Annotated in this window: 17 protein-coding genes and 1 riboswitch; of the genes, 9 read left to right on the forward strand and 8 right to left on the reverse strand. The window is 46.4% G+C overall.

Annotation, left to right across the window (positions count from 1 at the left end):
- The first annotated feature begins 50 nt into the window (after nucleotides 1–50).
- Nucleotides 51–154: riboswitch (TPP riboswitch) on the forward strand.
- Between the two features lie 252 nt (nucleotides 155–406).
- The 6 genes from thiD to QZZ36_RS06885 all read left to right on the forward strand — a co-directional run bounded on the left by thiD (nucleotide 407) and on the right by QZZ36_RS06885 (nucleotide 8,263).
- Entirely contained in the window at nucleotides 407–1,213 is an 807-nt protein-coding gene (thiD, locus tag QZZ36_RS06860) for a bifunctional hydroxymethylpyrimidine kinase/phosphomethylpyrimidine kinase (RefSeq protein WP_295078881.1), read from the forward strand.
- Nucleotides 1,213–2,406: a putative hydroxymethylpyrimidine transporter CytX gene (gene cytX / locus QZZ36_RS06865; protein WP_295078884.1), complete on the forward strand. Its 1,194-nt coding sequence runs from the start codon at nucleotides 1,213–1,215 to the stop codon at nucleotides 2,404–2,406. The genes thiD and cytX overlap by 1 nt, the downstream gene beginning before the upstream one ends.
- An 80-nt stretch (nucleotides 2,407–2,486) precedes the next feature.
- Nucleotides 2,487–3,800 carry a phosphomethylpyrimidine synthase ThiC gene (gene thiC, locus QZZ36_RS06870; RefSeq protein WP_295078887.1) on the forward strand — a complete coding sequence of 438 codons (1,314 nt, stop codon included), beginning with the start codon at nucleotides 2,487–2,489 and terminating at the stop codon, nucleotides 3,798–3,800.
- A gap of 418 nt (nucleotides 3,801–4,218) precedes the next feature.
- Nucleotides 4,219–5,775: an NAD(P)/FAD-dependent oxidoreductase gene (locus tag QZZ36_RS06875; protein ID WP_295078890.1), complete on the forward strand. Its 1,557-nt coding sequence runs from the start codon at nucleotides 4,219–4,221 to the stop codon at nucleotides 5,773–5,775.
- Nucleotides 5,775–6,254, forward strand: a complete 480-nt coding sequence (locus QZZ36_RS06880; RefSeq protein WP_295078893.1) for a GtrA family protein — start codon at nucleotides 5,775–5,777, stop codon at nucleotides 6,252–6,254. The genes QZZ36_RS06875 and QZZ36_RS06880 overlap by 1 nt, the downstream gene beginning before the upstream one ends.
- Before the next feature lie 56 nt (nucleotides 6,255–6,310).
- Nucleotides 6,311–8,263 carry a hypothetical protein gene (locus QZZ36_RS06885; protein WP_295078896.1) on the forward strand — a complete coding sequence of 651 codons (1,953 nt, stop codon included), beginning with the start codon at nucleotides 6,311–6,313 and terminating at the stop codon, nucleotides 8,261–8,263.
- A 62-nt stretch (nucleotides 8,264–8,325) separates the two neighbouring features.
- Here QZZ36_RS06885 and QZZ36_RS06890 read toward each other — a convergent pair whose 3' ends face one another.
- The gene (locus QZZ36_RS06890) at nucleotides 8,326–8,526 is read right to left on the reverse strand and encodes a DUF1858 domain-containing protein (RefSeq protein WP_109725356.1); all 201 of its coding nucleotides are present in this window, start codon (nucleotides 8,524–8,526) and stop codon (nucleotides 8,326–8,328) included.
- A 131-nt stretch (nucleotides 8,527–8,657) separates the two neighbouring features.
- On the opposite strand from QZZ36_RS06890, the gene QZZ36_RS06895 reads away from it, so the two are divergent.
- Nucleotides 8,658–9,209, forward strand: coding sequence for a TetR/AcrR family transcriptional regulator (locus tag QZZ36_RS06895; RefSeq protein ID WP_295078971.1), 552 nt, complete (start codon nucleotides 8,658–8,660; stop codon nucleotides 9,207–9,209).
- A 47-nt stretch (nucleotides 9,210–9,256) separates the two neighbouring features.
- Here the strand turns inward: QZZ36_RS06895 and QZZ36_RS06900 are convergent, their stop codons facing one another.
- On the reverse strand, nucleotides 9,257–10,369 hold the full coding sequence (locus QZZ36_RS06900) for an SLC13 family permease (protein WP_295078901.1): 1,113 nt from the start codon (nucleotides 10,367–10,369) through the stop codon (nucleotides 9,257–9,259).
- 148 nt (nucleotides 10,370–10,517) lie between these two features.
- Here QZZ36_RS06900 and QZZ36_RS06905 point away from each other — a divergent pair, with 148 nt between their 5' ends.
- A complete protein-coding gene (locus tag QZZ36_RS06905; protein ID WP_295078904.1) occupies nucleotides 10,518–11,105 on the forward strand; it encodes a nitroreductase family protein in 588 nt (195 codons plus the stop codon).
- 55 nt (nucleotides 11,106–11,160) lie between these two features.
- On the opposite strand, the gene QZZ36_RS06910 is transcribed toward QZZ36_RS06905, so the two are convergent.
- Entirely contained in the window at nucleotides 11,161–14,016 is a 2,856-nt protein-coding gene (locus QZZ36_RS06910) for a carbohydrate-binding protein (RefSeq protein ID WP_295078907.1), read from the reverse strand.
- A 252-nt stretch (nucleotides 14,017–14,268) separates the two neighbouring features.
- Between QZZ36_RS06910 and QZZ36_RS06915 the strand changes: the two genes are divergently transcribed.
- Nucleotides 14,269–15,666 (forward strand): MATE family efflux transporter, encoded by a 1,398-nt coding sequence (locus tag QZZ36_RS06915; protein WP_295078910.1) that lies wholly within the window; start codon nucleotides 14,269–14,271, stop codon nucleotides 15,664–15,666.
- Between the two features lie 78 nt (nucleotides 15,667–15,744).
- On the opposite strand, the gene QZZ36_RS06920 is transcribed toward QZZ36_RS06915, so the two are convergent.
- From QZZ36_RS06920 to QZZ36_RS06940, 5 genes are all read right to left on the reverse strand, one after another.
- Nucleotides 15,745–18,990, reverse strand: a complete 3,246-nt coding sequence (locus tag QZZ36_RS06920; RefSeq protein ID WP_295078913.1) for a family 43 glycosylhydrolase — start codon at nucleotides 18,988–18,990, stop codon at nucleotides 15,745–15,747.
- 342 nt (nucleotides 18,991–19,332) lie between these two features.
- Nucleotides 19,333–20,679, reverse strand: a complete 1,347-nt coding sequence (locus QZZ36_RS06925; RefSeq protein WP_295078917.1) for an ABC transporter permease — start codon at nucleotides 20,677–20,679, stop codon at nucleotides 19,333–19,335.
- A gap of 17 nt (nucleotides 20,680–20,696) precedes the next feature.
- The gene (locus QZZ36_RS06930; RefSeq protein ID WP_295078920.1) at nucleotides 20,697–21,827 is read right to left on the reverse strand and encodes an ABC transporter permease; all 1,131 of its coding nucleotides are present in this window, start codon (nucleotides 21,825–21,827) and stop codon (nucleotides 20,697–20,699) included.
- Nucleotides 21,811–22,506, reverse strand: coding sequence for an ABC transporter ATP-binding protein (locus QZZ36_RS06935; protein ID WP_295078923.1), 696 nt, complete (start codon nucleotides 22,504–22,506; stop codon nucleotides 21,811–21,813). Before QZZ36_RS06935 ends, QZZ36_RS06930 begins: the two co-directional genes overlap by 17 nt.
- Nucleotides 22,490–22,993 (reverse strand): hypothetical protein, encoded by a 504-nt coding sequence (locus QZZ36_RS06940; RefSeq protein ID WP_295078926.1) that lies wholly within the window; start codon nucleotides 22,991–22,993, stop codon nucleotides 22,490–22,492. The genes QZZ36_RS06935 and QZZ36_RS06940 overlap by 17 nt, the downstream gene beginning before the upstream one ends.
- Between the last annotated feature and the right edge of the window lie 20 nt (nucleotides 22,994–23,013).

Here is a 23,013-nt window from a genome sequence, read left to right on the forward strand (position 1 = left end):
ATTTTGTAAACAATTCCACTCCTTGACATTTAGCGTAAAAGTGGTATAATAGATATGAAAAAGGGAGCTTGTGTAACAGGCTGAGAGGGAGTTTCAAACTCCGACCTTACCTGATTTGGATAATGCCAACGTAGGGAAATACTTATGTAAGAATAGGTGTGTCTCTCTGCGGGCACACCTTTTTATTTTCAAGCTCCGCTTGAAAAGTTGAGAGTTGAAAGTTTAGAGTTAAGAGTTAATATGTGCCCTTATGGACAAATACTTCCAGAGTATTATATTCAACTCTCCATTCTCAACTCTAAACTCTCAACTTTGCAAAGTGGGACACCGGGGGCACCACCTTGTCCCGCTATACAAAATTAATGCTGGGGCATAAGCCCGAAATCGCAACAAAGGAGAAATGAAAATGAAAACAGCATTAACGATCGCAGGAAGCGATTCCTGCGGAGGCGCCGGCATTCAGGCTGATATTAAAACTATGACCATGAATGGTGTTTACGCAATGAGCGCAGTAACCGCTCTCACTGCACAGAACACGACCGGCGTAACAGGTATAATGGAGGTATCGCCTGAATTTCTGGCTATGCAGCTTGACGCTGTGTTTACGGACATTCGTCCCGACGCAGTCAAGACGGGCATGGTCTCCTCCGAAAAGCTTATCCGTACTATCGCAGCTAAGCTGAAAGAGTACAGGGCTGAGAATATCGTCGTAGATCCCGTTATGGTAGCTACAAGCGGCGCAAGACTAATTGCCGAGGAAGCTGTGGAGACTCTGAAATCAGAGCTCCTGCCCCTTGCAGCAGTTGTTACCCCAAATATCCCGGAAGCTGAGATACTTGCGGATATGAAGATAGCTTCACAGGACGATATGGTAAAGGCTGCTCAGGTCATCGGCGAGAAATATGGCTGCGCTGTACTCTGCAAGGGCGGTCACAGTCTCAATGACGCAAATGACCTTCTCTGGAACAATGGCAGCTGCACATGGTTCAACGGAAAACGTATAGACAATCCCAATACCCACGGTACAGGCTGCACTCTTTCAAGCGCTATAGCCTCAAATCTGGCAAAGGGCTTCACCCTTGAAAAAGCGGTGGAACGCGCAAAGGACTACATATCCGGCGCACTTGCCGCTATGCTCGACCTCGGGAAAGGCAGCGGACCCATGGCTCACGCCTTCGCGCTTACGGGCGAATTTGCAGAGGAGGCGGAATAATGGGACAGAAACGCACCTCTGTATACGAAAACGGACTGATATGGTTCGGCGCAGGAGTTTCCATAGCTGAAATTATCACGGGAACATATTTTGCTCCTCTGGGCTTCGGAAAAGGACTCCTTGCAGTGATCACGGGTCATATCATAGGCTGCTTCATGCTTTTCCTCGCAGGACTTATCGGTGGAAGAACAAGAAAAAGCGCTATGGAGACCGTAAAAATGAGTTTCGGCAGCAAGGGCGGTATATTCTTCTCGCTGCTCAATGTTCTACAGCTCGTAGGCTGGACGGCAATAATGATATACGACGGCGCACTTGCCGCAAACGGCATATTCGGCGCAGGAAAATGGATATGGTGCCTTGTAATCGGCGGACTAATCATACTCTGGATACTCATAGGCATCAAAAATCTCGGCAGGATAAACACTGTAGCTATGGCTGCCCTTTTCATACTCACCCTTATACTCTGTAAGGTCATATTCTTTGATGGCAGCGAGCTTCCCATATCCGAGGAGAGCATGAGCTTCGGCGCGGCTGTTGAGCTTTCAGTGGCAATGCCCCTTTCATGGCTTCCACTCATAAGCGACTACACAAGAGAAGCGGAAAAGCCCTTTGCTGCCACAGCGGTAAGCGCAATAGTTTACGGCATAATCAGCTGCTGGATGTACGCTATCGGCATGGGTGCGGCTATTTTCACAGCAGAATCCGATATCGCTCAGATTATGGTGAAGGCTGGTCTTGGCATCGCAGGACTTCTTATAGTGGTATTCTCAACCGTTACCACTACCTTCCTTGACGCTTATTCGGCTGGTATCTCCGGAGAGTCCATACTCTCAAAGCTAAAAGGCAAATGGATCGCCGTTGCTGCCGCCGTTATAGGTACTGTGGGAGCCGTCCTCTTCCCCATGGACGATATAACAAATTTCCTGTACCTTATCGGCTCGGTATTCGCTCCTATGATAGCCGTTCAGATAGCAGACTATTTCATACTCAAAAAGGACAGCTCCGACAAGAGCTTCGATATCATAAGCTGTATCGTATGGGTGCTTGGTTTTGCACTCTACAGGTTACTTATGACAAAGGATATACCTGTTGGAAACACCCTGCCCGATATGGCAGCAACTATTATCCTGTGCATCGCAGCAAAGAAGCTCTTCGCAGGCGCAGGCAACAAAGCAGAACCCAAAACTGAATAAATGCTGAGAGCCGGAAGCTGAAAAAAGCGTAAGGCTCACGTTCTCGGCATTCCGGCTCCGGCAGAACCGGAGGAAATAAAATGAGAAATTATCATACACAGATGGAAGCGGCTAAAAAGGGCATAATAACTCCCGAAATGAAGACAGTCGCTGAAAAGGAATACATAGACGCAGAGGAGCTACGTGCACTGGTGGCAAAGGGCGAGGTCTGCATTCCCTGCAATATCAACCACAGATCAATATCCCCTGAGGGTATCGGCACTAAAATGCGTACAAAGATAAACGTGAACCTCGGTATCTCAGGTGACGCAAAAAACTATGACGTTGAGATGGAAAAGGTGGATATGGCTTTGAAATTCGGAGCAGAGGCTATAATGGACCTCTCCAACTACGGCAAGACAAACACTTTCCGCAAGGCTCTCGTTGAAAAGTCACCTGCCATGATAGGCACAGTTCCCATGTATGACGCTATCGGCTACCTTGAAAAAGATCTCCTTGAGATAACCGCCGAGGACTTTCTTCGGGTAGTACGCGCTCATGCTGAGGAGGGCGTGGACTTCATGACCATACACGCCGGCATAAACCGCCGCGCTGTTGAAGCCTTCCGCAGAGACAAGAGAAAGATGAACATAGTTTCAAGAGGCGGCTCACTCCTCTTTGCATGGATGATGATGACAGGCAATGAAAACCCGTTTTATGAGTACTATGACGAGGTCCTCGATATACTCCGCGAATACGACTGTACCATATCTCTCGGCGACGCTCTCCGCCCCGGCTGTATAGATGACTCCACAGACGGCGGTCAGATAGCAGAGCTCATAGAGCTGGGAGCTCTTACAGAAAGAGCATGGGCTAAGGACGTTCAGGTAATGGTAGAGGGTCCCGGACATATGGCTATGAACGAGATAGCGGCAAATATGAAGCTGCAGAAGCGTATCTGCCACAATGCTCCGTTCTACGTTCTCGGACCTCTCGTTACGGATATATTCCCCGGATACGACCATATAACCTCGGCTATAGGCGGCGCTATCGCTGCTGCCAGCGGTGCGGACTTCCTGTGCTACGTTACTCCCGCCGAGCATCTCCGTCTTCCCGACGCGAATGACGTAAAGGAAGGCATTATTGCAAGCCGTATCGCCGCTCACGCTGCCGATATCGCAAAGGGCGTCCCACACGCTACAGACCGCGACAACGCTATGGCTGAGGCACGTCATGAGGTGGACTGGGAGAAGATGTTCGAGATAGCCGTTGACGGCGAAAAAGCAAGGGCTTACTTCGAGAGCACTCCCCCTGCGGACAGGCATACCTGCTCTATGTGCGGAAAAATGTGCGCGGTAAGGACTACAAATATGATACTAAACGGCGAAAAAGTCGAATTCTGCACGAAAAAATAATATTTCAAGGCGCACATATATATGCGCCTTTTTCATTTCCGGCACTCACCGTTTTGAAGCACCCTCTCATAAGGGGGGCAAAATGAACCCTTATTCAACGTAAAACCATTGAATATTGAAAAAATATTTTTCAACTTCGTATACTCATACAATTTGTGCTGTTCACAATTGTTGGATATGCACTAAAAAAAAAAATTGTTAGTTTTTTCTTGATTACCATTTTAAAATATGATATAATATATTTTATAAAAACGACGTATTACCATGCCTTTTTCGGCTGGGACCTGTTTTTTCACACAATATGAAATATCCGGGTTTTTATTTCGTCTATTATTATAGGTGTCGGCGTCAGTATCATGGGGAAGGATAACAGACGTGATATAAATATCACGACACTGTAAAGAAAGGATCATACATCATGAAAAAAGTCATAATAATCGGTGCCGGACCGGCAGGTCTGACCGCCGCCTATGAGCTTCTTAAAGACGGCTCCGGCGAATTCGATGTGACTGTTCTTGAAGAAACATCAGCTATAGGCGGTATCTCCAAAACCGTAAACTACAAGGGCAACCGTATGGATATGGGCGGTCACCGTTTCTTCTCAAAGATACCGGAGGTCAATCAGTGGTGGAGCAATATGCTTCCTATGCAGGGCTTTCCCTCTTCCGACGATAAGTACCTGAAAAGGCACGTGAATGTAGAGGAAGGCGGTCCCGACCCTCAGAAAGAAAACCGCGTAATGCTCAAAAGACGCAGAGTATCACGTATCCTCTTCAATGACAAGTTCTATGATTATCCTATCTCGCTCAAGCCCGAAACATTAAAGAATTTCGGTCTGCTCACAACTGTAAAGGTAGGATTCAGCTATATCGGCGCCGTTCTTCACAAGCGCCCAGAAAACAACCTTGAAAACTTCTATATCAACTGCTTTGGAAAGAAGCTCTACTCCATGTTCTTTGAATACTACACCGAGAACCTGTGGGGCAGACACCCCAGCGAGATAGACGCCTCATGGGGTGCTCAGCGTACAAAGGGTCTGTCTGTGGTAGGTATCATCAAGGACTTCTTCGGAAAGCTCTTCAAGGTCAAGAACCGTAAGGTGAATACCTCTCTTATCGAGGAATTCAAGTACCCTAAGCTCGGTCCCGGACAGCTCTGGGAAGTAACAGCTGACGAGATAAAGAAGCTGGGCGGCAATATCATCATGGAGGCTGCCGTTAAGAAGCTCCATAAGAATTCAGATAATCAGATCACAGGCGTAACTTATGTAAAGGACGGTCAGGAGGTTGAGCTCAGCGGAGACTGTGTTATCTCCTCAATGCCTGTCAAGGATCTTGTTGCAGGCATGAACGACGTTCCTGAGGAGGCTGCGCGTATCGCAGCAGGTCTCCCCTACAGAGACTATATGACCCTCGGCGTTCTCGTTCCAAAGCTCAAGCTCAAGAACAAGACCACTATGAAGACAGTTGGAAATATCGTTCCCGACTGCTGGGTATATGTTCAGGACAGACGTGTAAAAATGGGACGCTTCCAGATCTACAACAACTGGTCTCCCTACATGGTAAAGGACCTCGGACATACAGTCTGGGTAGGTCTTGAATACTTCGTTACAGAGGGCGACAAGTTCTGGAACATGACCGAGGAGCAGTTCTCCGACTTCTGCGTTAAGGAAATGGTAAAGCTCGGTCTTATCGACAGCGCAGACGAGGTAATAGATACCCACATGGAAAAGGTCAAGAAGGCTTATCCCGCTTACTTCGATACCTACGAGGAAATGGACAAGCTCATAAAGTACCTCGATACTATCCCGAATCTCTACTGTGTAGGACGTAACGGTCAGCACAGATACAACAATATAGACCACTCAATGGTCACTTCCTTTGAAGCTGTAAAGGCTATAAAGAGCGGCAGCACTGACAAGTCCGCTATCTGGAACGTCAATACAGAAAAGGAATACCATGAGGAGAAGAAGTAATGGACGAGATAAAGCAGATATTCCGCGACAGACAGTTCAAGAAGCTGTTTGTGGGCGATACGGACAATACTCTGATACAGTTTTTCCGCTATCTTTTCGTGGGAGGACTGGCTACAGTCGTGGACTGGGGACTTTCCTTCATACTCTTCAAGTTCGTTTTCGGGGAGAGATTCGCAGTCGCTGCCAATTCCCTTTCCTTCATTGCCGGTCTTGTAGTCAACTACCTTATCAGTACCCTTTGGGTCTTCAGGACCTCCAAGGTAAGCAACAAGCTTGTGGAATTCATCGGCTTTGCGGCGATAGGCGTTGTAGGACTCCTTATCACTGTATTGATAACATGGGGCTTCAAGCTCTGGCTGGCAGACAGAACGAGCGCTTATCAGATGATAGCGAAAGTAGTGTCTACTGCCGTAGCCTTCCTGTGGAACTTCTTCGCAAGAAAGATTCTTCTCTATACCAAGAAGGAAAGCAAAAAATGATTCAATAACATGAGGCGCAGCTATTGCGCCTCTAATTCTATCGGAGGTATATTATCATGGATAATGAACTCAATAAAACCGGACATAACAACGATACAGAAAACGACGCTGCCGAAGCCATCGCAGAGTTAACAGACCTTACAGAGATCAGCACCGAAGGTGCGGAGGAGGCACTTGACCTTACCGAATTCGCTGTTGATACCACGGAGGCTGCGGAGACTGCTGCCGGAACAGTAGCTGAGACTGCCGCTGAAAACGCTGCGGAAGCTGCGGCAGTTACTCAGGAAAGTACGGCTGAGAGCACGGAGGGTAAGGCTGAAACGGCTGCCGCCGAAAAGAGCAAAGACAAGTACCGCTTCGACATACTCAGCAAGCTGATAATATGGGTGGTCACAGTTTTCCTGTTCTTAGGAGCTGTGTTTACCACAGGCTATTATGTTACTACCACCTCAAGGGGAGAATTCCACGCAGACTGTACAGATACGATAATGTGGGCGAACGCTTCTGCTGAAAGCGGTCATCTCTACGACAAGGATTTCAGCTACGCCTGCTTCCTTCCCTTCGGTACAAATACTATCATGAGACCCCTGCTCCATTTCTACGGTCTCAGCATGAAAACTCATATCATAGGCATGACCTGCTTCTTTATCCTGCTGACCCTTTTCATGGTGCTCCTGATGAGGGAGGTAACAGGAAATCTGCCCATATCTCTTGCAGGCACGGCTCTGTTCCTGGCACTTACCCTGTCAACTGCGAAAATGCGTGAGATCTTCTGGGGACATACGATATACTATACTCTCGGAATACTCTTCCTCGTTATAGGCTCCTACCTTTATTCAAGGGTGCTCGCCCATAACGTCAAGGCAAAGAACCTCCGGAAAAACGGAAAGAGCTCAAAGGTAAGAACGATACATGAGCTTATCGTATTCGGTATACTTTGCATATTCATGCTGCTGACAGGCATGGACGGCATCACAGGCATTACTCTCTTCACTATACCGCTCGTATGCGCGATAATCGCAGAGCAGTTCGTAAACAACAAACAGAAGCTCATCGGTGCAAAAACAGGCATAGTCGCTTCAAGAGCGGCGATACTGTTTATCATGGCTTTCATAGGTGTAAAGATCAACGACAGCTGCCTCGGTGATCTCACCGCAGGCTATCAGGACGCCAATTCCACCTTCTCTGATATGAACACATGGATAGATCATATCCATAACCTTCCATTGGCATGGATGAAGCTCCTTGGCGTTGAAAATATGCCGAACACCATGTTTACCAAGGACGGCGGCATACCAAATATCATTTTCATAATGGCTTCCATAATAATTGCGGTAATGCCCATAATCGCCACCTGCTGCTACAAGCTGTACAGCAACGACCGCAGGGGCAGAATGATGCGTATATGGGTATGGATACACTGGGCAGTTACTGCCGTTAACCTCATGGGCTATGTATTCGGTGTTCTTTCGGCTGCTGACTGGCGTATAATCCCCATGATCGGTACTGCTATGATACTCAGCATACTCTTTGTCTGCTGGGCTGTCTCTACACAGGCAGATCAGGCGAGAATATGTTTCCTGCTTTTAGTACCCGTTATTTCCGCAGGATTTATGAGCTGTCAGACAGTAAACAAGATGCCAAAGGACAATTACAAGAAGAACACACAGTATATCCTCTCAGACTTCCTGAAAGAAGAAGGCGTGACCAAGGGCTACTCCACATTCTGGAACGCTAACTCAATAACCGTTATAAGCGGAGAGACTATAAAGGTGCGCGACGTTGAAGTAGATGAGAACGGAGTAAGAAGCCGTCACTATCAGTCATCAAAGAGATGGTATGTTGACGATCCTCTTCAGAGTGAATACTTCCTGCTCGTATCAAGCTACGAATATGATCTTCTTGAAAAGTCTGAATTCTTCAAGACAGTGCAGCCTGTCCGCACTGCCGAAACAGTTGCAAACGGAATAAACTATACTCTTCTTGTCTACGATCATAATATAGTATAAAGCAAAGCAGCCGCAGTTCAATATGAACTGCGGCTGCTTATCTTGTGATATTTTTTCAGTGATCATTCAGCAAGCTTCTGGTTGATAGCGTTTACAAGCTCGTCTGCGTTAACACCGTGTACCATTGCAGCTTCCTCAATCGTCTCGCCCTGTGAAGCGGGACATCCGAGACAATGCATCCCTATGCTGAAAAGAATTGGTGATACGTCCTTATCAAGCTGGAGAAGCTCTCCGATCTTTGTTTCCTTTGTTACCTGTGCCATTTTTTGACCTCCGTTATATACTCTTTGAAATGGTCTTGACAAATGTCAGCTCCATTGTTATAATATTATCATAGTCATTGACATTTGTCAATGCTGTTCCCGTAACTTTTACAAAGAGAGGTATTTTGTCCATGTATCAAGGCAGCAACAAATCTGCGCTTCTGTCACAGAAGCTCATATCAGACGCCCTCCTCAGACTGCTTGAGGAAAAGTCATTCAGCGAGATCAGCATCAGCGACCTCTGCCGTGAAGCTCAGGTCTCAAGGCAGACCTTCTATTCACTCTTCAGTACAAAGGAAAACGTGATACTTTACGAACTCAGCCATAACTGCTGCTTTATGCCTGAGGAGAGTTCAGCTACCTGCCATTCCGCAGTATTCCGCGGATTCTGTGAAGAGTACAGCCGATATATAATCGACAAGAAGCATATCATTTCCCTGCTGGTACGGAACGATATGATACATTTCCTTTACGATGTACAGTACCGTTCTCTCATGGACTGCAAATACTTCATCAGCGATGTTTCTGATGAAAGCCGCGTCTTTATTGTTGATTTCATTGCCAGCGGTATGAACAGCATTGCTAAAAACTATATACTTACAGGCGCAAAGGCTGATGTGAACTTCCTCAAAAAGCTTATGTTCAGTCTGTTCGGCGGTCTGTACTTCAAGAACTATAAATAATATGTCCTCAATGAACCGTCTTACGGCGGTTACTGAGGACACTCCGGTCATACTCTCATTATTATAAGCTGAAAGCCGAGAAGCAGAAGGAACATAAACACATTCACAGCAGTAAAGATCGTCATATACCGTCCTGCACGTGCGTCCTCCGAGCCCTTATATATCTGAAATGCGATAAGGCTCGCCATTGACGCTATGATAGTTCCGAAGCCTCCGATATCAACTCCGAGCAGCAGGGACGTTCCCTTGTCTGTGAACTCCGCAAGCATTACTGCCGCAGGCACATTGCTTATCAGCTGTGACAGCAGAGCAGCTATTACGATCTCCCTACCGGTAAGGATATGCGAAAAGAAACCGCTTACAGCCTCTATACGCGCGATGTTTCCTACGAATACAAAAAAGCACACAAATGTGCCGAGCAGAATATAATCTATCTTCAGCAGCAGCTTTGCGTCGCATACTGCCATCGCAAGCACAGCAGCCAGCAGGCAGACCCAGTCCGGCACTATTCTGAATACCGCCGCTATACATAACAGGAACAAACCTGTATATACTGCAGCTTTTATCACAGGTATCCTTTCGTTCCCGCGTTCGGGAGCCTTGCACTGTTTCGCAGGCAGAAGAAATGATATTCCCAGTACAGCGGCGAGTCCGAGAGCTCCCACAGGGAGCATCGTTTTCACAAATGTCATCGCCGTCAGTCTGAATTTATCGTACAGGAAAAGATTCTGCGGATTACCGACAGGCGTCATCATGCTTCCGAGATTCGCAGCCGCCGATTCAAGCACAATTGTCAGTATCAGGCTCTTCCCGTCATTTATATTCTTGTATATAAGCATCGTCAGCGGTACAAATGTTATCAGCGCAACATCATTGGTAACAAGCATGGCGCTGAAAAAGCATATAAGTATCATTACTGCTCCAAGTCTGCGTACAGTGCCTGTTTTCTGCAATATCAGGCGTGTTGCAGTATCGAATATTCCTATGCTGCGCAGTCCTGCTACAGCTGCCATAAGAGCAAAAAGTTCGATAAGCACAGTCCTGTTGCAATATCCTGCATATTCTCTGTCAGGCGGAACAATGAACATCGTTGCCACCGCAAGAATAAATGCTATTGTCAGTACAGGCTGAGCCTTTATAAATTTCCAGACCTTTTCCATAAAACCGTCCTTCCAATCATTCATGCCTAATGATTATACCACTTTTTTCTCACATCGTCAACAAAAAAATATTCTTATCCGTAAGGTATTGACAAATAAAATATATCAATGTATAATTTTTAATATATAAATTATTCAGGAGAATACTATGGACTCTATTAACAAAAGAAGAAGTATAAGAAAATACAAACCGCAGCCAGTAGATAAAAAAATCATAAATGAAATAATAAGCGCAGGGCTCCTTGCTCCTTCAGCAAAAAACAGACAACCCTGGAAATTCATCGTATACACTGACAGACACAAGGACGAACTTCTGGCAGAAATGGAAAAAGGGCTTATAAAAACAAAAGAGAAGCTCTCAGGTTTGCCGGACTCAGAGAATATGTTTTCAGACGCTTTCAACACACTGAGAATAATGAGGGAAGCTCCGGTAATAATAATGGTACTGAACACCAACGGCGGTTCACCTTTTGCGCCTGCAGATACATTTTCGCGTATTACTGAAATATGCGACAGCCTGTCAATAGGAGCCGCCGTTGAGAATATGCTGCTGAAAGCCACAGAACTCGGTATCGGAACTCTGTGGATAGCAAATACCAGCTATGCGTACAATGAGCTTGTAAATTACATCGGCACGACCGCTCAGCTCACAGGCGCAGTCGCCCTTGGCTATGCAGACGAGGCTCCTAACCCAAGACCGCGTAAAAGCATTGACGATGCTGTGGAATACAGATAAGAAAAGTCCGGAAGCAGTCATTTCGACCGCTTCCGGACTGTTTTTTATACTATCATCATTCAAAAGACTTTATCTCGCCCATGATGAATTTTCTGAGCAGCGTGAGATCATCACCGTCAATGACCTCATCTCCGTTTATATCGGCTGCTCCGAAGCGCTCTGAGTCGCCGTTCAGAACCGCTCTGCGCATTTGTGTAAGGTCAAATATATCAACAACTCCGTCGCCGTTGAGATCGCCGGGGATATACTCCTCATCAGGCTTGTTGGGCTTCCACCAGTTTATATTGAAGAGATATCCCTCTTCTCCAGTGAATACCAGATAAACATCATGCCTGCCTGCGGTCTCCTCGATATTGCAGGTCTGAGTTGACCATTTCTGCCAGTCGCCTGTGCCCTTTACGTCCATTCTGCTTATTAGCTTTCCGTCGGGAGCGTCAAGACGTACTTCTATAGCAGCCTCCGCACCGTTTGAAGCAAGCCGGAAATCAGCTGTTTTTGCGTTTGTGAGGTCTATATCCCTGAAACCGATGTAATCACCGTTCTCAATAAAACCAACATTCAGTCCGCCCTCCGCGCAGTTCTCTGTCTCTGTACCTGAATTGTAATCACAGTCCTCAGCCTGTATCACATTCTCTTCGCCGGCACTTCCTGTTCCGCTCAGTCTGAGAATATGTTCAGACTTGCTCAGTATCTTTCCGTTTGCGTCAAGTATGTATATCCTGTACTCCCCCTCTTTTGAAGGTGTCTTTACAGAACCGGTGTTTCCGTTTGCCTTTGTCATGTCAGTTCCCGCCTTGAAGCTGTCAGTACCGTCTGGAGCTATCCATACAGTACCGTCCGTTTTTCTTACAGGGAGTTTGCTGCCGCAGGTCGTCTCACAGCTTGCGGGGAATACATAGTCCGCAGCTGATCTGAGCCATGCAGGCATAAGTCCGCGGTATTCGTCCGAGATACCCGAATTCAGACATATCTTATACTGCCTGAATGGCCATACGTTATCAGATACTACTATCGGAGTATCTATATCGCTGTAAGGCGGGTTCTTGCCCATTTTGTTCACTGTTGCGTATGTGCGCTTTATGGTGAGGTGGTGCTTGTCGCCGTACTCCTCGCAGTTTATGGTATAGGTCACGTTTGGACTTATTTCAAGAACATTGTCGTTCTCCTCGATATAAGTGGTTCCCTCATCGTTGTGAAGCCCGTATGTAGGAGCCCCGAAGCCGCCTGCCGGGATACCCTGGATATAGTTCTCATTTATTACAGTACCCGGCATCTGACCGATAGTATAGATACCGCCGCTGTCGTGGAGACGGTTCAGAGAATTGATAACTCTGTTATAGCATATCTGATTGTCACGGCAGGTAGTGCTGTCCTTGAAGTTGCACCAGCCCCAGCCGAGGTGGATACCGTTGTAAGCGGTCTTTTCGACTGTATTGCTCAGTATCCTGACTGAATCCACAAAATACGCGGTAATTGCCGCACAGCCTCCGAAGCCATGTACTACACTGATATCGTAGAGAAAATTCTGTGTTATCAGATCGTTTTTGCATATTCCCTCAACGCCCCACGGGAACTTCTCACGGTTACTGCCGTCACCGTCGCCTATGTAGATATGCTGAGGATGACCGATAGTGATACCGCTCGATGTGATATCGGTGACGAAGTTTCCGCTGACTTCAGAGTCTATTACGTCATTTGTCATGGAGATACCGTCAGCGCCGGTATGCTTTACAATATTACCCGTGAGTCTGATACCGGAGCTGTTCGTAATATGTACAGCGGCTGGCAGAGTATCCACCATTTCGTATTTCTTGCTGTGCCAGTCTGAATCAGCAAAGGCTGTATAGCACTGAGCTGCCTGACAGGTGGTTTTTCCGTGGGAGCCTGCAACGTCAGTCAGCTGATAATCCGTATTCGCAAAGGTTATACCGCTGAACGTGATATCCTCAACACGGTCGCTCGTTGACTTACCCGCTATTTTTACAAGTCCGTCAGCTATCGGAGCTTCAACATCAGCCGTCGTCATATCCTCGCCGCTTCTTGGATAATAGTACAATACCTTCTCCGTCTTGTCGAAGAAGAACTCTCCCTCGCTGTCAACGAATGAAAATGCATTGTAAATAGTATGAGTCCCTCCTGTGGTGAAGCCTGCTCCCCAGCCTGGAGTCTGAGCGATAGCGCCGTAAGGCTGCTGCATGAGGAGAATCATACTGCCGCCGTCATACTTTATATCACGTGAGCAGACGATATTCTCATTCCAAGTAGTGCCGTTTACTACCTCAAGGTCATCAAAGTTTGAAGTTATACGAGGCATTGAACCGGCGTCATATACTATTCCGTCGCTCTTTCTGCCCGAATCCCACGCCCAGTCAGCCTGTCCTGCCTGAACATAGTAATCTCCGTAGCCGCCCTTTGCCTGCACCTGTACGCTGCCCATATCCGCCCGCCTGTCATTGACATAAAGGTTGCGGAGCTTTGTATCACGTTCAAGCGGAGCAGACCACAGCTTATCGTTGTACTTCTTCCAGCCGGTGACCTTCTGCGCACCGTTGATAACGGGCGTTTCTCCCTTATACGCCTCATATCTTATCCTGCAGCCGTTTCTGCCGGAGTCTCGCGTGTCAAACTCCACGGGCTGCGTGACGCGGTAATCTCCGCCCCGAAGATAAACAATTATGTCGCCTGTCATACTGCCGTTTATCTTCCTTACCTCGTCACGCGCCCTTTCAAGTGTGGCAAACGGCGAACCAAGTGTACCGTCTCCGCTGTCGCTGCCGTCAGGACTTACATAAAATACCGCCTGTAAGCCGTCATCAGCGCAGACTGATCCTGTGGGAACGCCCGTGCCCGTCGCTGAAAGCGCTGCGGCAATACTTATGACAAGGGCTGTTCCTCTCTGTGGGATGCTCATAAGTAATTCCTCCTTTTATACCATGCCTTGTTTTTTTATTATGGACATGATATTTTAAATTTTAATTCCCCTTCTACGTCATCATTCCATTTGTGCACGATGAACATATTTATATTCTGTAAGTTGATTATATCATTTCAAAACAGACAATAATACAACTTGCATGACTTTTTTAGCAAAATTTAAACTTCACCGCCTTGATTTTTCTCCGGACCTGTGTTATAATAAGCACTATTCAACAGGAGGATATATATGTTTTCAGGATTCAGAAAAAAATTCATCGGCAGCAAAGGCTTCTATAAAATGGTGCTCTCCATGGCAGTTCCTATGATACTGCAGATGGCTGTTACCAATCTGGTAAGCCTTATAGACAATATAATGGTCGGCAGGCTCGGCACTGAGCCTATGAGCGGCGTTTCCATAATCAACCAGTTTGTTTTCGTTTTCAATGTAACTGTTTTCGGAGCCGTTGCGGGCCCAAGCATATTCGGCGCTCAGTTTTTCGGAAAGGGTGACCATGAAGGTCAGAAATATACCTTCCGCTTCCGACTGCTGGTATGCGGGTTCATAATCGTCGCAGCCTCGGTCATATGCCTGTGCTTAGGAGCTCCGCTTATCTCGCTTTTCATAAGCAGGGAGAGCGAGGCGGCTCAGGCATCAATGATACTAAAAAGCGGTCTCGACTACCTAAAAATAATAGTAATCGGTTTTATCCCCTTTGGTATCGGTCAGGCTTACTCCAGTGTGATACGTGAATGCGGATACACCAAGGCTCCCATGGCGGCAGCAATGTCCGCAGTTGGTATAAACGTGCTCCTTGACTACTGCCTTATCTTCGGAAAATTCGGTATGCCGGAACTCGGAGTAAAGGGTGCTGCATGGGCAACTGTCATAGCAAAGACCTTTGAAGCTCTGGTAGTTATAGTATGGGCTCATACCCACCCTCAGAAGAACAGATACATCACCGGTCTTTTCCGCGGATTCCATATACCTGCAAAGCTTATGTCAGACATCACAAAAAAGGGCATACCCATGCTTGTGAATGAGTTTCTCTGGTCGCTTGGTATGTCTGTAGTAATGCAGTGCTATTCCGTAAGAAGCACTGACGTTGTGGCTGCTCGCAACATCTCCAGTACCATGACCAATCTCTTCTCATCAGTATACATTCAGATGGGAGCCTGCATCGCTATAATCGTCGGCGCAAGACTTGGCGCCAGCAAACTTGCGGAAGCACGTGACCTTGACAACAAGCTGCTTTTCTTCGCGGTAGCCGCTGCTTCCATCGTTGGCCTGGCAACTCTGCCGCTCGCCCCCGTTTTCCCGAAGCTGTACAATACCGAAGACTCCGTCCGCTCCCTCGCCGCATACATGATAATGATACAGGCTCTTGCAATGCCTCTGTGGAGCTACACCAACGCCTGCTACTTCACTCTCAGGAGCGGCGGAAAAACCGGAATAACCTTCCTGTTCGACTTCGGCTTCACGTGGCTGCTCATGATACCGCTTGCAGCAGTGCTTGCCTACTGCACTGACCTTGATATACGTATCATATTCGCAGTAGTTACCTTCTCCGAAGTAGTAAAGGTTACGATAGGCTATTTCATGGTACGCAGCAATGTATGGGTAAAGAATATCGTAAACGATATATAGTCATTAAAGAGAAACACCGCGGCACATTTGAGCTGCGGTGTTCTCTTTGAGGAAATCAACACATTGTCGGACAGTAAACTATGCCTTGAAAACCGCACGCACAAAATTGTAGATATGTGCATGAATCGAGTTGTCACCGTGATATCCGCCGTTTACGTAATGCCATACGTGTGGAACGCCGTTCTTGGTGAAACTCTCATGGTAACCGTTGGGAGTGGAGTATACTACCTCGTCATTGCTTCCTGCCGTCAGCAGAACAAGATGAGGCTCCTCCCCGCTCTTCCACTTAAAGTCTCCGGTAACTCCGGGAGCCGGGCATATAGCGCCTATGTAACTGAACAGGTCGGGACGCTGCATACCGATGAGCAGTGATTCGCGTCCGCCCATTGAGAATCCGGTAATGGCAGTATTCTCTCTTCCGGTCTTAACGCTGTATGTTTTTTCGATATAAGGCATGAGATCCTTTGTAAGATCGTTTATGAAATTGTCATATGCTGCATTGTTGGCGTCATCCATCGCAGAACAGTCAGCCTGTGTTGCACTGGAGTATATATACGGGAACACAACTATCATTTCCTCAGCCTCACCTTCGGCAATAGCGTTACCGATTATCTGACGGGTATACATAGTACCGTTTCCCGTTGTTATCATTCTGTCCTGATTCTCCCAGTAACCGTGCATAACGTAGAGAACGGGATACTTCCTGTTCTCGCTGTAGTTTGCCGGCAGCAGGATATTGTAAGGCTTGTTGCGATTACAGGTCGTGGAATAATATGTACCGCTCTTTACAGTGCCGTACTGTACTCCTGCCTTTTCCTGATGTGAGGAATCAGGCTCCTTATTGAGAAGCTTAGTTTCGACAAGCTTTGTATAATCAGCCATTGAATAGCCGGTCGTGTCATTTCCGTTGTTGTCATCGGTCTGAGAAGTTTCCGCCTTTGAGAACTCCTTTGTCACACCGAGAACGAACTTCTGAAGCTGAACAAGGTCTGCAGTCTCAAATGCACCGTTCTTGTCAACATCAGCTGCCTTCTCGGCACTGCTGTCCGCGAACTTACGGCTTATCAGAGCCTTTCTCGCAGCTATCATATCAAAGCTGTCAACTCTTTCATCGCCGTTTATATCGCCGGGGATCACCTTTGATGCCTTTGGTCCGTTCACGACTGTTCCTGCAACACCGCCGACCGCCTCGTCAACAAAGAAGCTGTAATTTTCGGAATCTGTCTCAACGTACATCTGTAAACCAGAAGCGCCTTCGGGTATCCTGTAATTCGTATTTGCAAGCTGTACCCACTCGCCCTTGGGAACATCTTCAGCGACAGCTATCTTATCGTACTGCACCTCTCCGTCAGCCTCATACTGAAGAGTAAGGTAGAACTTTTGTGAAGCAGGTCCTTCCGTATACTTTACTACTGTACTGAAGCTGTACTCCTGTCCTGCCTTGAAAACGCTTGACGAAAGGGTCTTTGAAGCGCCGTTCCAGCTTGCCTCTCTGCCCGAGCAGTAAAGCGAACCGCTGCCGTCATAAGCCTCGGACTTGTCAGCGGCGACCTTTGCGGAACCTCTTCCCGCCCATGCTTCTGTGCCGCTCTCAAATGTATTATGGAAGTAATATCCATTCTCATCGGGCTCTATTACAACGGGTGTACCGCTGAGAACCTTGCTGCCGTTGCAGCCGTTCCACGTCTGACGCTCATACTCGAAGAAGTCGATATCGGCATAACCGCCTGTGGTCTTTGTAGGATAGCTGTAGATACCGCTGCGGTATCCGGTGAAGAGCTTCAGATCGTATGACATCGAGAGCTCCTGACCGAGCTTGTTCCAGTTCATACCGTCGTATGAATAATAGAAATTAGCCTTGTCTATGTTATTGGAAGAACTTCCGTCCGAGCCAACATTGGCGAATTTAAAGTCCACCTTGAGGTATACCTCGTCGCCGCTCATATTCTGCTCCGCAACTATCTTGTCGGAGCTGTTTCCAATATCGTTTCCGCCGTTGACGGACATATATACCTTCTTTGAGCCGCTGTCATCAACACGGACGCCGATACAGCCATACATAAGCTGAAATGCCGAAAGACCTGCATAGTCTCCGGGCTTCATATTTGAAGCGTCAAGCTTTATATAGCTGCTGCAGGCAGGACCTTCAGTACGCATAGTAAGGGTGTTCCTTGCGTTAAGCAAATTTGTAGCGATATTCTTGTTCTTGAGTCTCAGCCAGCCTTCACGCTCTGTTACCGACCACGCACTGTTGTCAGGATTGTGGTTCCACTGCCATTCAAGAGCGAGATCGTTGGACGAATAGTCAAAGCTGTCGTCGCCTGCAAGGTCTGTACCTGTACCGGAAGCGATATCAAGAGTAAGCGGAGCCTTGCCGTTGACTCCCATCATAGGCCAGTCATTCTGCCATGTAACGGGAACGAGTACGGGTATTCTTCCTACAGAGCCGTGATCCTGAAAGAGAAGACCGTACCACTTTCCGTCGGGAGTATCAACGATACCTCCCTGTGCCACACCTGCACCGTATGAGCCGAGTGACGAATCGAGAAGAGTCTTGCTCTCCCAGCTGCCTGTGAGGCTCTTTGAACGGTAGCAGAATTCAAGTCTGCCGTGACCTGACGGCCATGCGATACCGAGTATATAATAGTAACCGTTTATCTTATGGATATGCCAGCCCTCACCTGCAAGGTTATCAAAGTTGGTCTTGAAGAGCTGCTTTTCGAGTCCGCCGGACTTCCAGCCTGTCATATCAGAATTGAACTCCTTGATGCTACAGGTTCCGCCGGCTCCGTAAACGAGATAGTTCCTTCCGTCGTCATCGAAAAGGATAGAAGCGTCGTGGTACATACCGTTGAGTTCAACGCGCGACCACTCGCCGTTCTCTATATCATCAGTGGAGCAGATATAGGATTTATTTGAACCATAGCTTCCGAAGAAAGCATAGTATTTGTTATTCTTTTCATTATAGCGAAGACTTGTCGCCCACTGTCCGTGAGCATAATCGTGCTTGCCGTTTTTCAGGTTCTGGACGTCGCCGTTTGCATATGTATCAAAAACATAGTTGCATATCTCCCACGAAACGAGGTCCTTGGACTTCATTATCGGTGCGCCCGGACTGAAGAACATTGTTGTGCTTACCATATAATATGTGTCCCCGACTCTTATAACATCGTCGTCAGGTACATCCGCCCATATTATAGGATTTGACACCGACGCGGCCGCCTCTGCCTTCGGTGCTCTGATACCGCCTGTCACGGACGGCATCACGACAGCTGCTGACAACAATAAAGCAGCCGCTGCCTTCCATTTTTTGCCTAAATTCATTTTAATACCTCCTGAATTCAATTTCGTTATTTTTGCCTAACATATCCCCGTTAACGCAAATGAATTATCATGCTCAATTTATACTGTATTGAGCATTTTTACATATTGGTGCTGCTTTCAACACTTCTCCTTGTCTATTTTAACATTTGTTCTTAATTTGTTCAACCGATTTTTTGAGGAATAGGTGGATAAAATGAATGTCATACCACTTTTTGAATAAATTAGTGCATAATTTTTTTATAATTATCAAAATACCGACATATTTGTATACTTTTGTGCTTGTAATATAAAACTCCCCGAAGCAGTATCATATACCGCTCCGGGGAGTTAAAATCAAAATTGCTATCTGAGCATATCATTTATGGTCCTGCGCTGTTCAAAGGCAAAAATAACGGATATTATCAGAATATATCCCAGCACCGCCGCAGGCACGAGCCTGAGACTTATCACGGCAAAACGGAAAGCTGATACATTTATGCCGTCTCCGAGCATCTTCGTAAAGCATATATCAGACACCAGAAGGAAAATGGCAGACAATCCCAGCGCGATAACAGAAGCCGCTACAGCTGTGATAAAATGCTCTATAAGCACTATGCTGAACAGCTCCTTCTTTTTTATGCCTATTGCCCTCAGCATTGCGAAATACTGTTCCTGCTCCTTCATACCGTTTGAGGATACGCTTATTATCTGCATACACATTGCCAGCGATATGAATAATACCAGCAGAAAAATGATGAATCCCGAAAGCCTTTTTACATTGAAGGTCAGGAGATACTGACTTCCGGCACTTTCTTCGTAATCCAGCTCACTGCTGAGCTGACGTTCATCTATACTCTTTATCACCGCCGGCAGATCGCTGTAATTTTCAGGATAAAATGCCGCTTTCACGGGAGCTCCCCCCATTTCCGAGATAGTCTCCGCGCTGCAGCAGAGCAGTACCTGAGCAGTATACGCTCCAAGATCATAATTCAAACCCTCAGGCAGTATCCTGTAAAAATCAGAATCAACTATCCCGGTGAGCGTATAGCCGGTTATGTATGGCACACCGTCAATGCACAGAGATATCCTGTGTCCGAGCACCTGCGAGTAATCAGTTATCCCGAAATGACTTATGATATAGTCCGACATCATCATCTCGTTTACAGCTGTCATCTCTCTGCCGGCTTTTACAAGCTCCCTGCCCTTATTATAAAATCCGAATACCTGCTTCTGTATGTCACTGAAGATGCTGTGACCTGCAAGGAAACAGTTCACTCCAAGCATTGCGTGCTTTCTGATATTCCCCTTGAAGCTGAAGGTGCGGTCATCGCTTCCCTTGAATTCACTCTCCTCTGTTTTGAGAGTAACACGTTCAAGATTAATATATTCGACCATATTATTTCCGCTTCCGGCTGTAACATCAGCGACCGCGCTTATAATGGGCTTTGAAAGCTCCGGTATCCCGTATATCTTTTTTATGACCGTATCACTTTCCGCTTCCTCCGCCTTTTCCAGTGTGTACGTGAACCGGCAGTCATACATATCGCCGTATATCAGCTTATTATAATAATTTGTTATCCCCGCTGATATCAATGCGGTTATCAGCATGACTGAGATGATGAATGAAAGATAACGCACCAGTGATGAAAAACAGGAGCTTTTGGCACCGAGATCATATGACGCGGCTTTAAGTCTGTTCAATATTTTCATATCAGTTCTCCGAATACTTATTTCTCATGCAGCAGCTCAATGATATTATTGTTTCTGAGCCTTTTTCTGAACCTGAGCATTATTACCGCAAGACAGAACTGCACAATGATAAAGTCCGCTGAAATAGGCAGAAACGCGATACCCGTCACGCGGTCCGGACCTGAGAAGATACCATCGGCATATCCGTTTATCATACGGAGTATGACAGACGACAGTACAGCCGAGACCACAAGCATTATCAAGACTATGATTTCTGATATGCTCAGCAGTATCTTCAGTATATCTTTGCCTGACATTCCTATCGCCGACTGGACCGCATAAAACTTCTTCCTTCTTTGCAGGTATATGTCCATAAAGCTGTATACCGAACCAGCGAGCGCGATCAGCAGTATCATATTTACGGAATACAGCGTAATATACAGCATTCTTACGGTACGGAGCGTCTCTTTCGAATAAATGACATATCCGTTTTTTTCAAGACAGCTTCTCATACCGAAAATTTCCCTGAGCGACTCCGGACTTATCTCATAATTGCAGCTATAATCCGGGAACTCCTCAAAAAATGCCCTCAAAGCGCCCTCAGAGATATAGCACTCCTCTCTTGACGGCTCAGACCTGTAAATACAGCTTATCTCCGCTCTTACAGCCTTTTTAATATTTCTGCTGCGATATATCATATCTATGCTTTCACCTGTGCTGAGTCCGTTCTTTTCTGCCATCTCATCAGAGATCATAACATAGCTGTTTTCAAAAAAATCCCGCTCTGCAGCGTCGTCATTAAACTGCTCTTTTATAAATGAACGGTCATTGTCGTTAAGATAGTCACGGAACATTACTCCGCCGTATACATTGCCTGAAACTGTTTCAACAGGGAAAGGAGCATCACAGCTTTCCACCCTGAACCCGATATTCTTCTCTTCAAGGACAGCCTTTATATCATCCGGATAAGTATATCCCGTTACGAAAAATCGGTCGAGCATATTTTCATGTACTACACCCGAAATATGCTCAGGCAGATATACTGCCGCGTCCATTACCGCTACGGAAACAGAAAAAAGCAATGTGACAATGATGCCAAATATAAGAAAAAGGTATTTTTCGTTTCCTATCTCTTCACCGGCAACATAAAAACTACTTCCTGTCTTCATCTGTTATGACCCCGTCCCTGAGCGTTATTATCCTGTCAGCGTACTGTGCGTCCTCCATGCTGTGAGTTACCATAAGTATGGTCTTTCCGGCATCGCTCAGCTTTCTGAGCAGTTCCATTACCCTTTCAGTATTTACCGAATCAAGGTTTCCGCAGGGTTCATCAGCAAGTATTATATCAGGATCGTTCGCAAGCGCCCTCGCTATGCATACTCTCTGCTTCTCACCGCCTGAAAGAGTCTCCGCGGGCTGTCCGGATTTTTCGCTTATATCAACATATTCCATACATTCTGATATGCGCTTTTTCCTTTCAGCCTTAGGAACGTCAGAAATAAGCAGCGGCATCTCTATGTTCCTGAAAACATTGTACCTCTCTTCAAGATAAAACGACTGAAAAATATATCCCAGCTTATGGTTCCTTATTTCTGCACGCTGTATGTCCGTCATTCTGCCCGTATCAGAGCCTGCAATGTCAATAGTCCCGCTGTCAGGGACCTCGATCAGTCCGATCATGTTCAAAAGAGTCGATTTGCCGCTTCCGGATTTACCTGTCAGCGCGACGAATTCTCCCTTTTCAATGTGCAGTGAAACATCATTTATTACTGTGGTCTCTGTATTGCCGTTTCTGAATCTCTTTGTAACATTCCTGCAGGTTATCATCGTATCAGCCCTCGTATTCAAAACTTACACTTCCGCAGCGTATTACCCTTTCATCTTTATAAACATCAAGCCATATCTCATAGTCATTCTTTTCATCATACACGATCAGGTACAACTCGCCCATATCCCCTTTTTCATAATCAGTCGCATCAAATGTATAACCATTGAAGGCAGAATCATAATCAAGAGTCTTCTGAATTTCCTTTGCCCTTTCGTTCATTCTCTTATGCTTTGTCTCAAAATCTTCACTCTCAGTATCTCCGCTGTTATTTATTTCATTATATGCCTTATAAACAGCTGCTGACTTTTCATATGATGAAAAATCAACATTTGTAAACGTGATATTCTTTTCATCGAGTGTTATATATGATTCCATGCCATTGTAATCATATGCGGAATATTTCCCGTAAGCCGGATGCAGACTGTTTTTGTACCAGACATAGCCTGTGATCCCTCCGGCAGCAAGAACGATTGCGGATATGGCTGAAATAATTATTTTTTTATTCATGATAATGCCTCTGTTTCTGA

Origin of the sequence: Ruminococcus sp., from assembly GCF_016287535.1 — a bacterium.
GTDB lineage: Bacteria > Bacillota > Clostridia > Oscillospirales > Ruminococcaceae > Ruminococcus.

What these genes read in the sequence shown, in the direction of transcription:
- thiD (WP_295078881.1), top strand. Translation starts at nt 407, where the DNA reads ATGAAAACAGCATTAACGATCGCAGGAAGCGATTCCTGCGGAGGCGCC.
- cytX (WP_295078884.1), top strand. Translation starts at nt 1,213, where the DNA reads ATGGGACAGAAACGCACCTCTGTATACGAAAACGGACTGATATGGTTC.
- thiC (WP_295078887.1), top strand. Translation starts at nt 2,487, where the DNA reads ATGAGAAATTATCATACACAGATGGAAGCGGCTAAAAAGGGCATAATA.
- QZZ36_RS06875 (WP_295078890.1), top strand. Translation starts at nt 4,219, where the DNA reads ATGAAAAAAGTCATAATAATCGGTGCCGGACCGGCAGGTCTGACCGCC.
- QZZ36_RS06880 (WP_295078893.1), top strand. Translation starts at nt 5,775, where the DNA reads ATGGACGAGATAAAGCAGATATTCCGCGACAGACAGTTCAAGAAGCTG.
- QZZ36_RS06885 (WP_295078896.1), top strand. Translation starts at nt 6,311, where the DNA reads ATGGATAATGAACTCAATAAAACCGGACATAACAACGATACAGAAAAC.
- QZZ36_RS06890 (WP_109725356.1), bottom strand. Translation starts at nt 8,526, where the DNA reads ATGGCACAGGTAACAAAGGAAACAAAGATCGGAGAGCTTCTCCAGCTT.
- QZZ36_RS06895 (WP_295078971.1), top strand. Translation starts at nt 8,658, where the DNA reads ATGTATCAAGGCAGCAACAAATCTGCGCTTCTGTCACAGAAGCTCATA.
- QZZ36_RS06900 (WP_295078901.1), bottom strand. Translation starts at nt 10,369, where the DNA reads ATGGAAAAGGTCTGGAAATTTATAAAGGCTCAGCCTGTACTGACAATA.
- QZZ36_RS06905 (WP_295078904.1), top strand. Translation starts at nt 10,518, where the DNA reads ATGGACTCTATTAACAAAAGAAGAAGTATAAGAAAATACAAACCGCAG.
- QZZ36_RS06910 (WP_295078907.1), bottom strand. Translation starts at nt 14,016, where the DNA reads ATGAGCATCCCACAGAGAGGAACAGCCCTTGTCATAAGTATTGCCGCA.
- QZZ36_RS06915 (WP_295078910.1), top strand. Translation starts at nt 14,269, where the DNA reads ATGTTTTCAGGATTCAGAAAAAAATTCATCGGCAGCAAAGGCTTCTAT.
- QZZ36_RS06920 (WP_295078913.1), bottom strand. Translation starts at nt 18,990, where the DNA reads ATGAATTTAGGCAAAAAATGGAAGGCAGCGGCTGCTTTATTGTTGTCA.
- QZZ36_RS06925 (WP_295078917.1), bottom strand. Translation starts at nt 20,679, where the DNA reads ATGAAAATATTGAACAGACTTAAAGCCGCGTCATATGATCTCGGTGCC.
- QZZ36_RS06930 (WP_295078920.1), bottom strand. Translation starts at nt 21,827, where the DNA reads ATGAAGACAGGAAGTAGTTTTTATGTTGCCGGTGAAGAGATAGGAAAC.
- QZZ36_RS06940 (WP_295078926.1), bottom strand. Translation starts at nt 22,993, where the DNA reads ATGAATAAAAAAATAATTATTTCAGCCATATCCGCAATCGTTCTTGCT.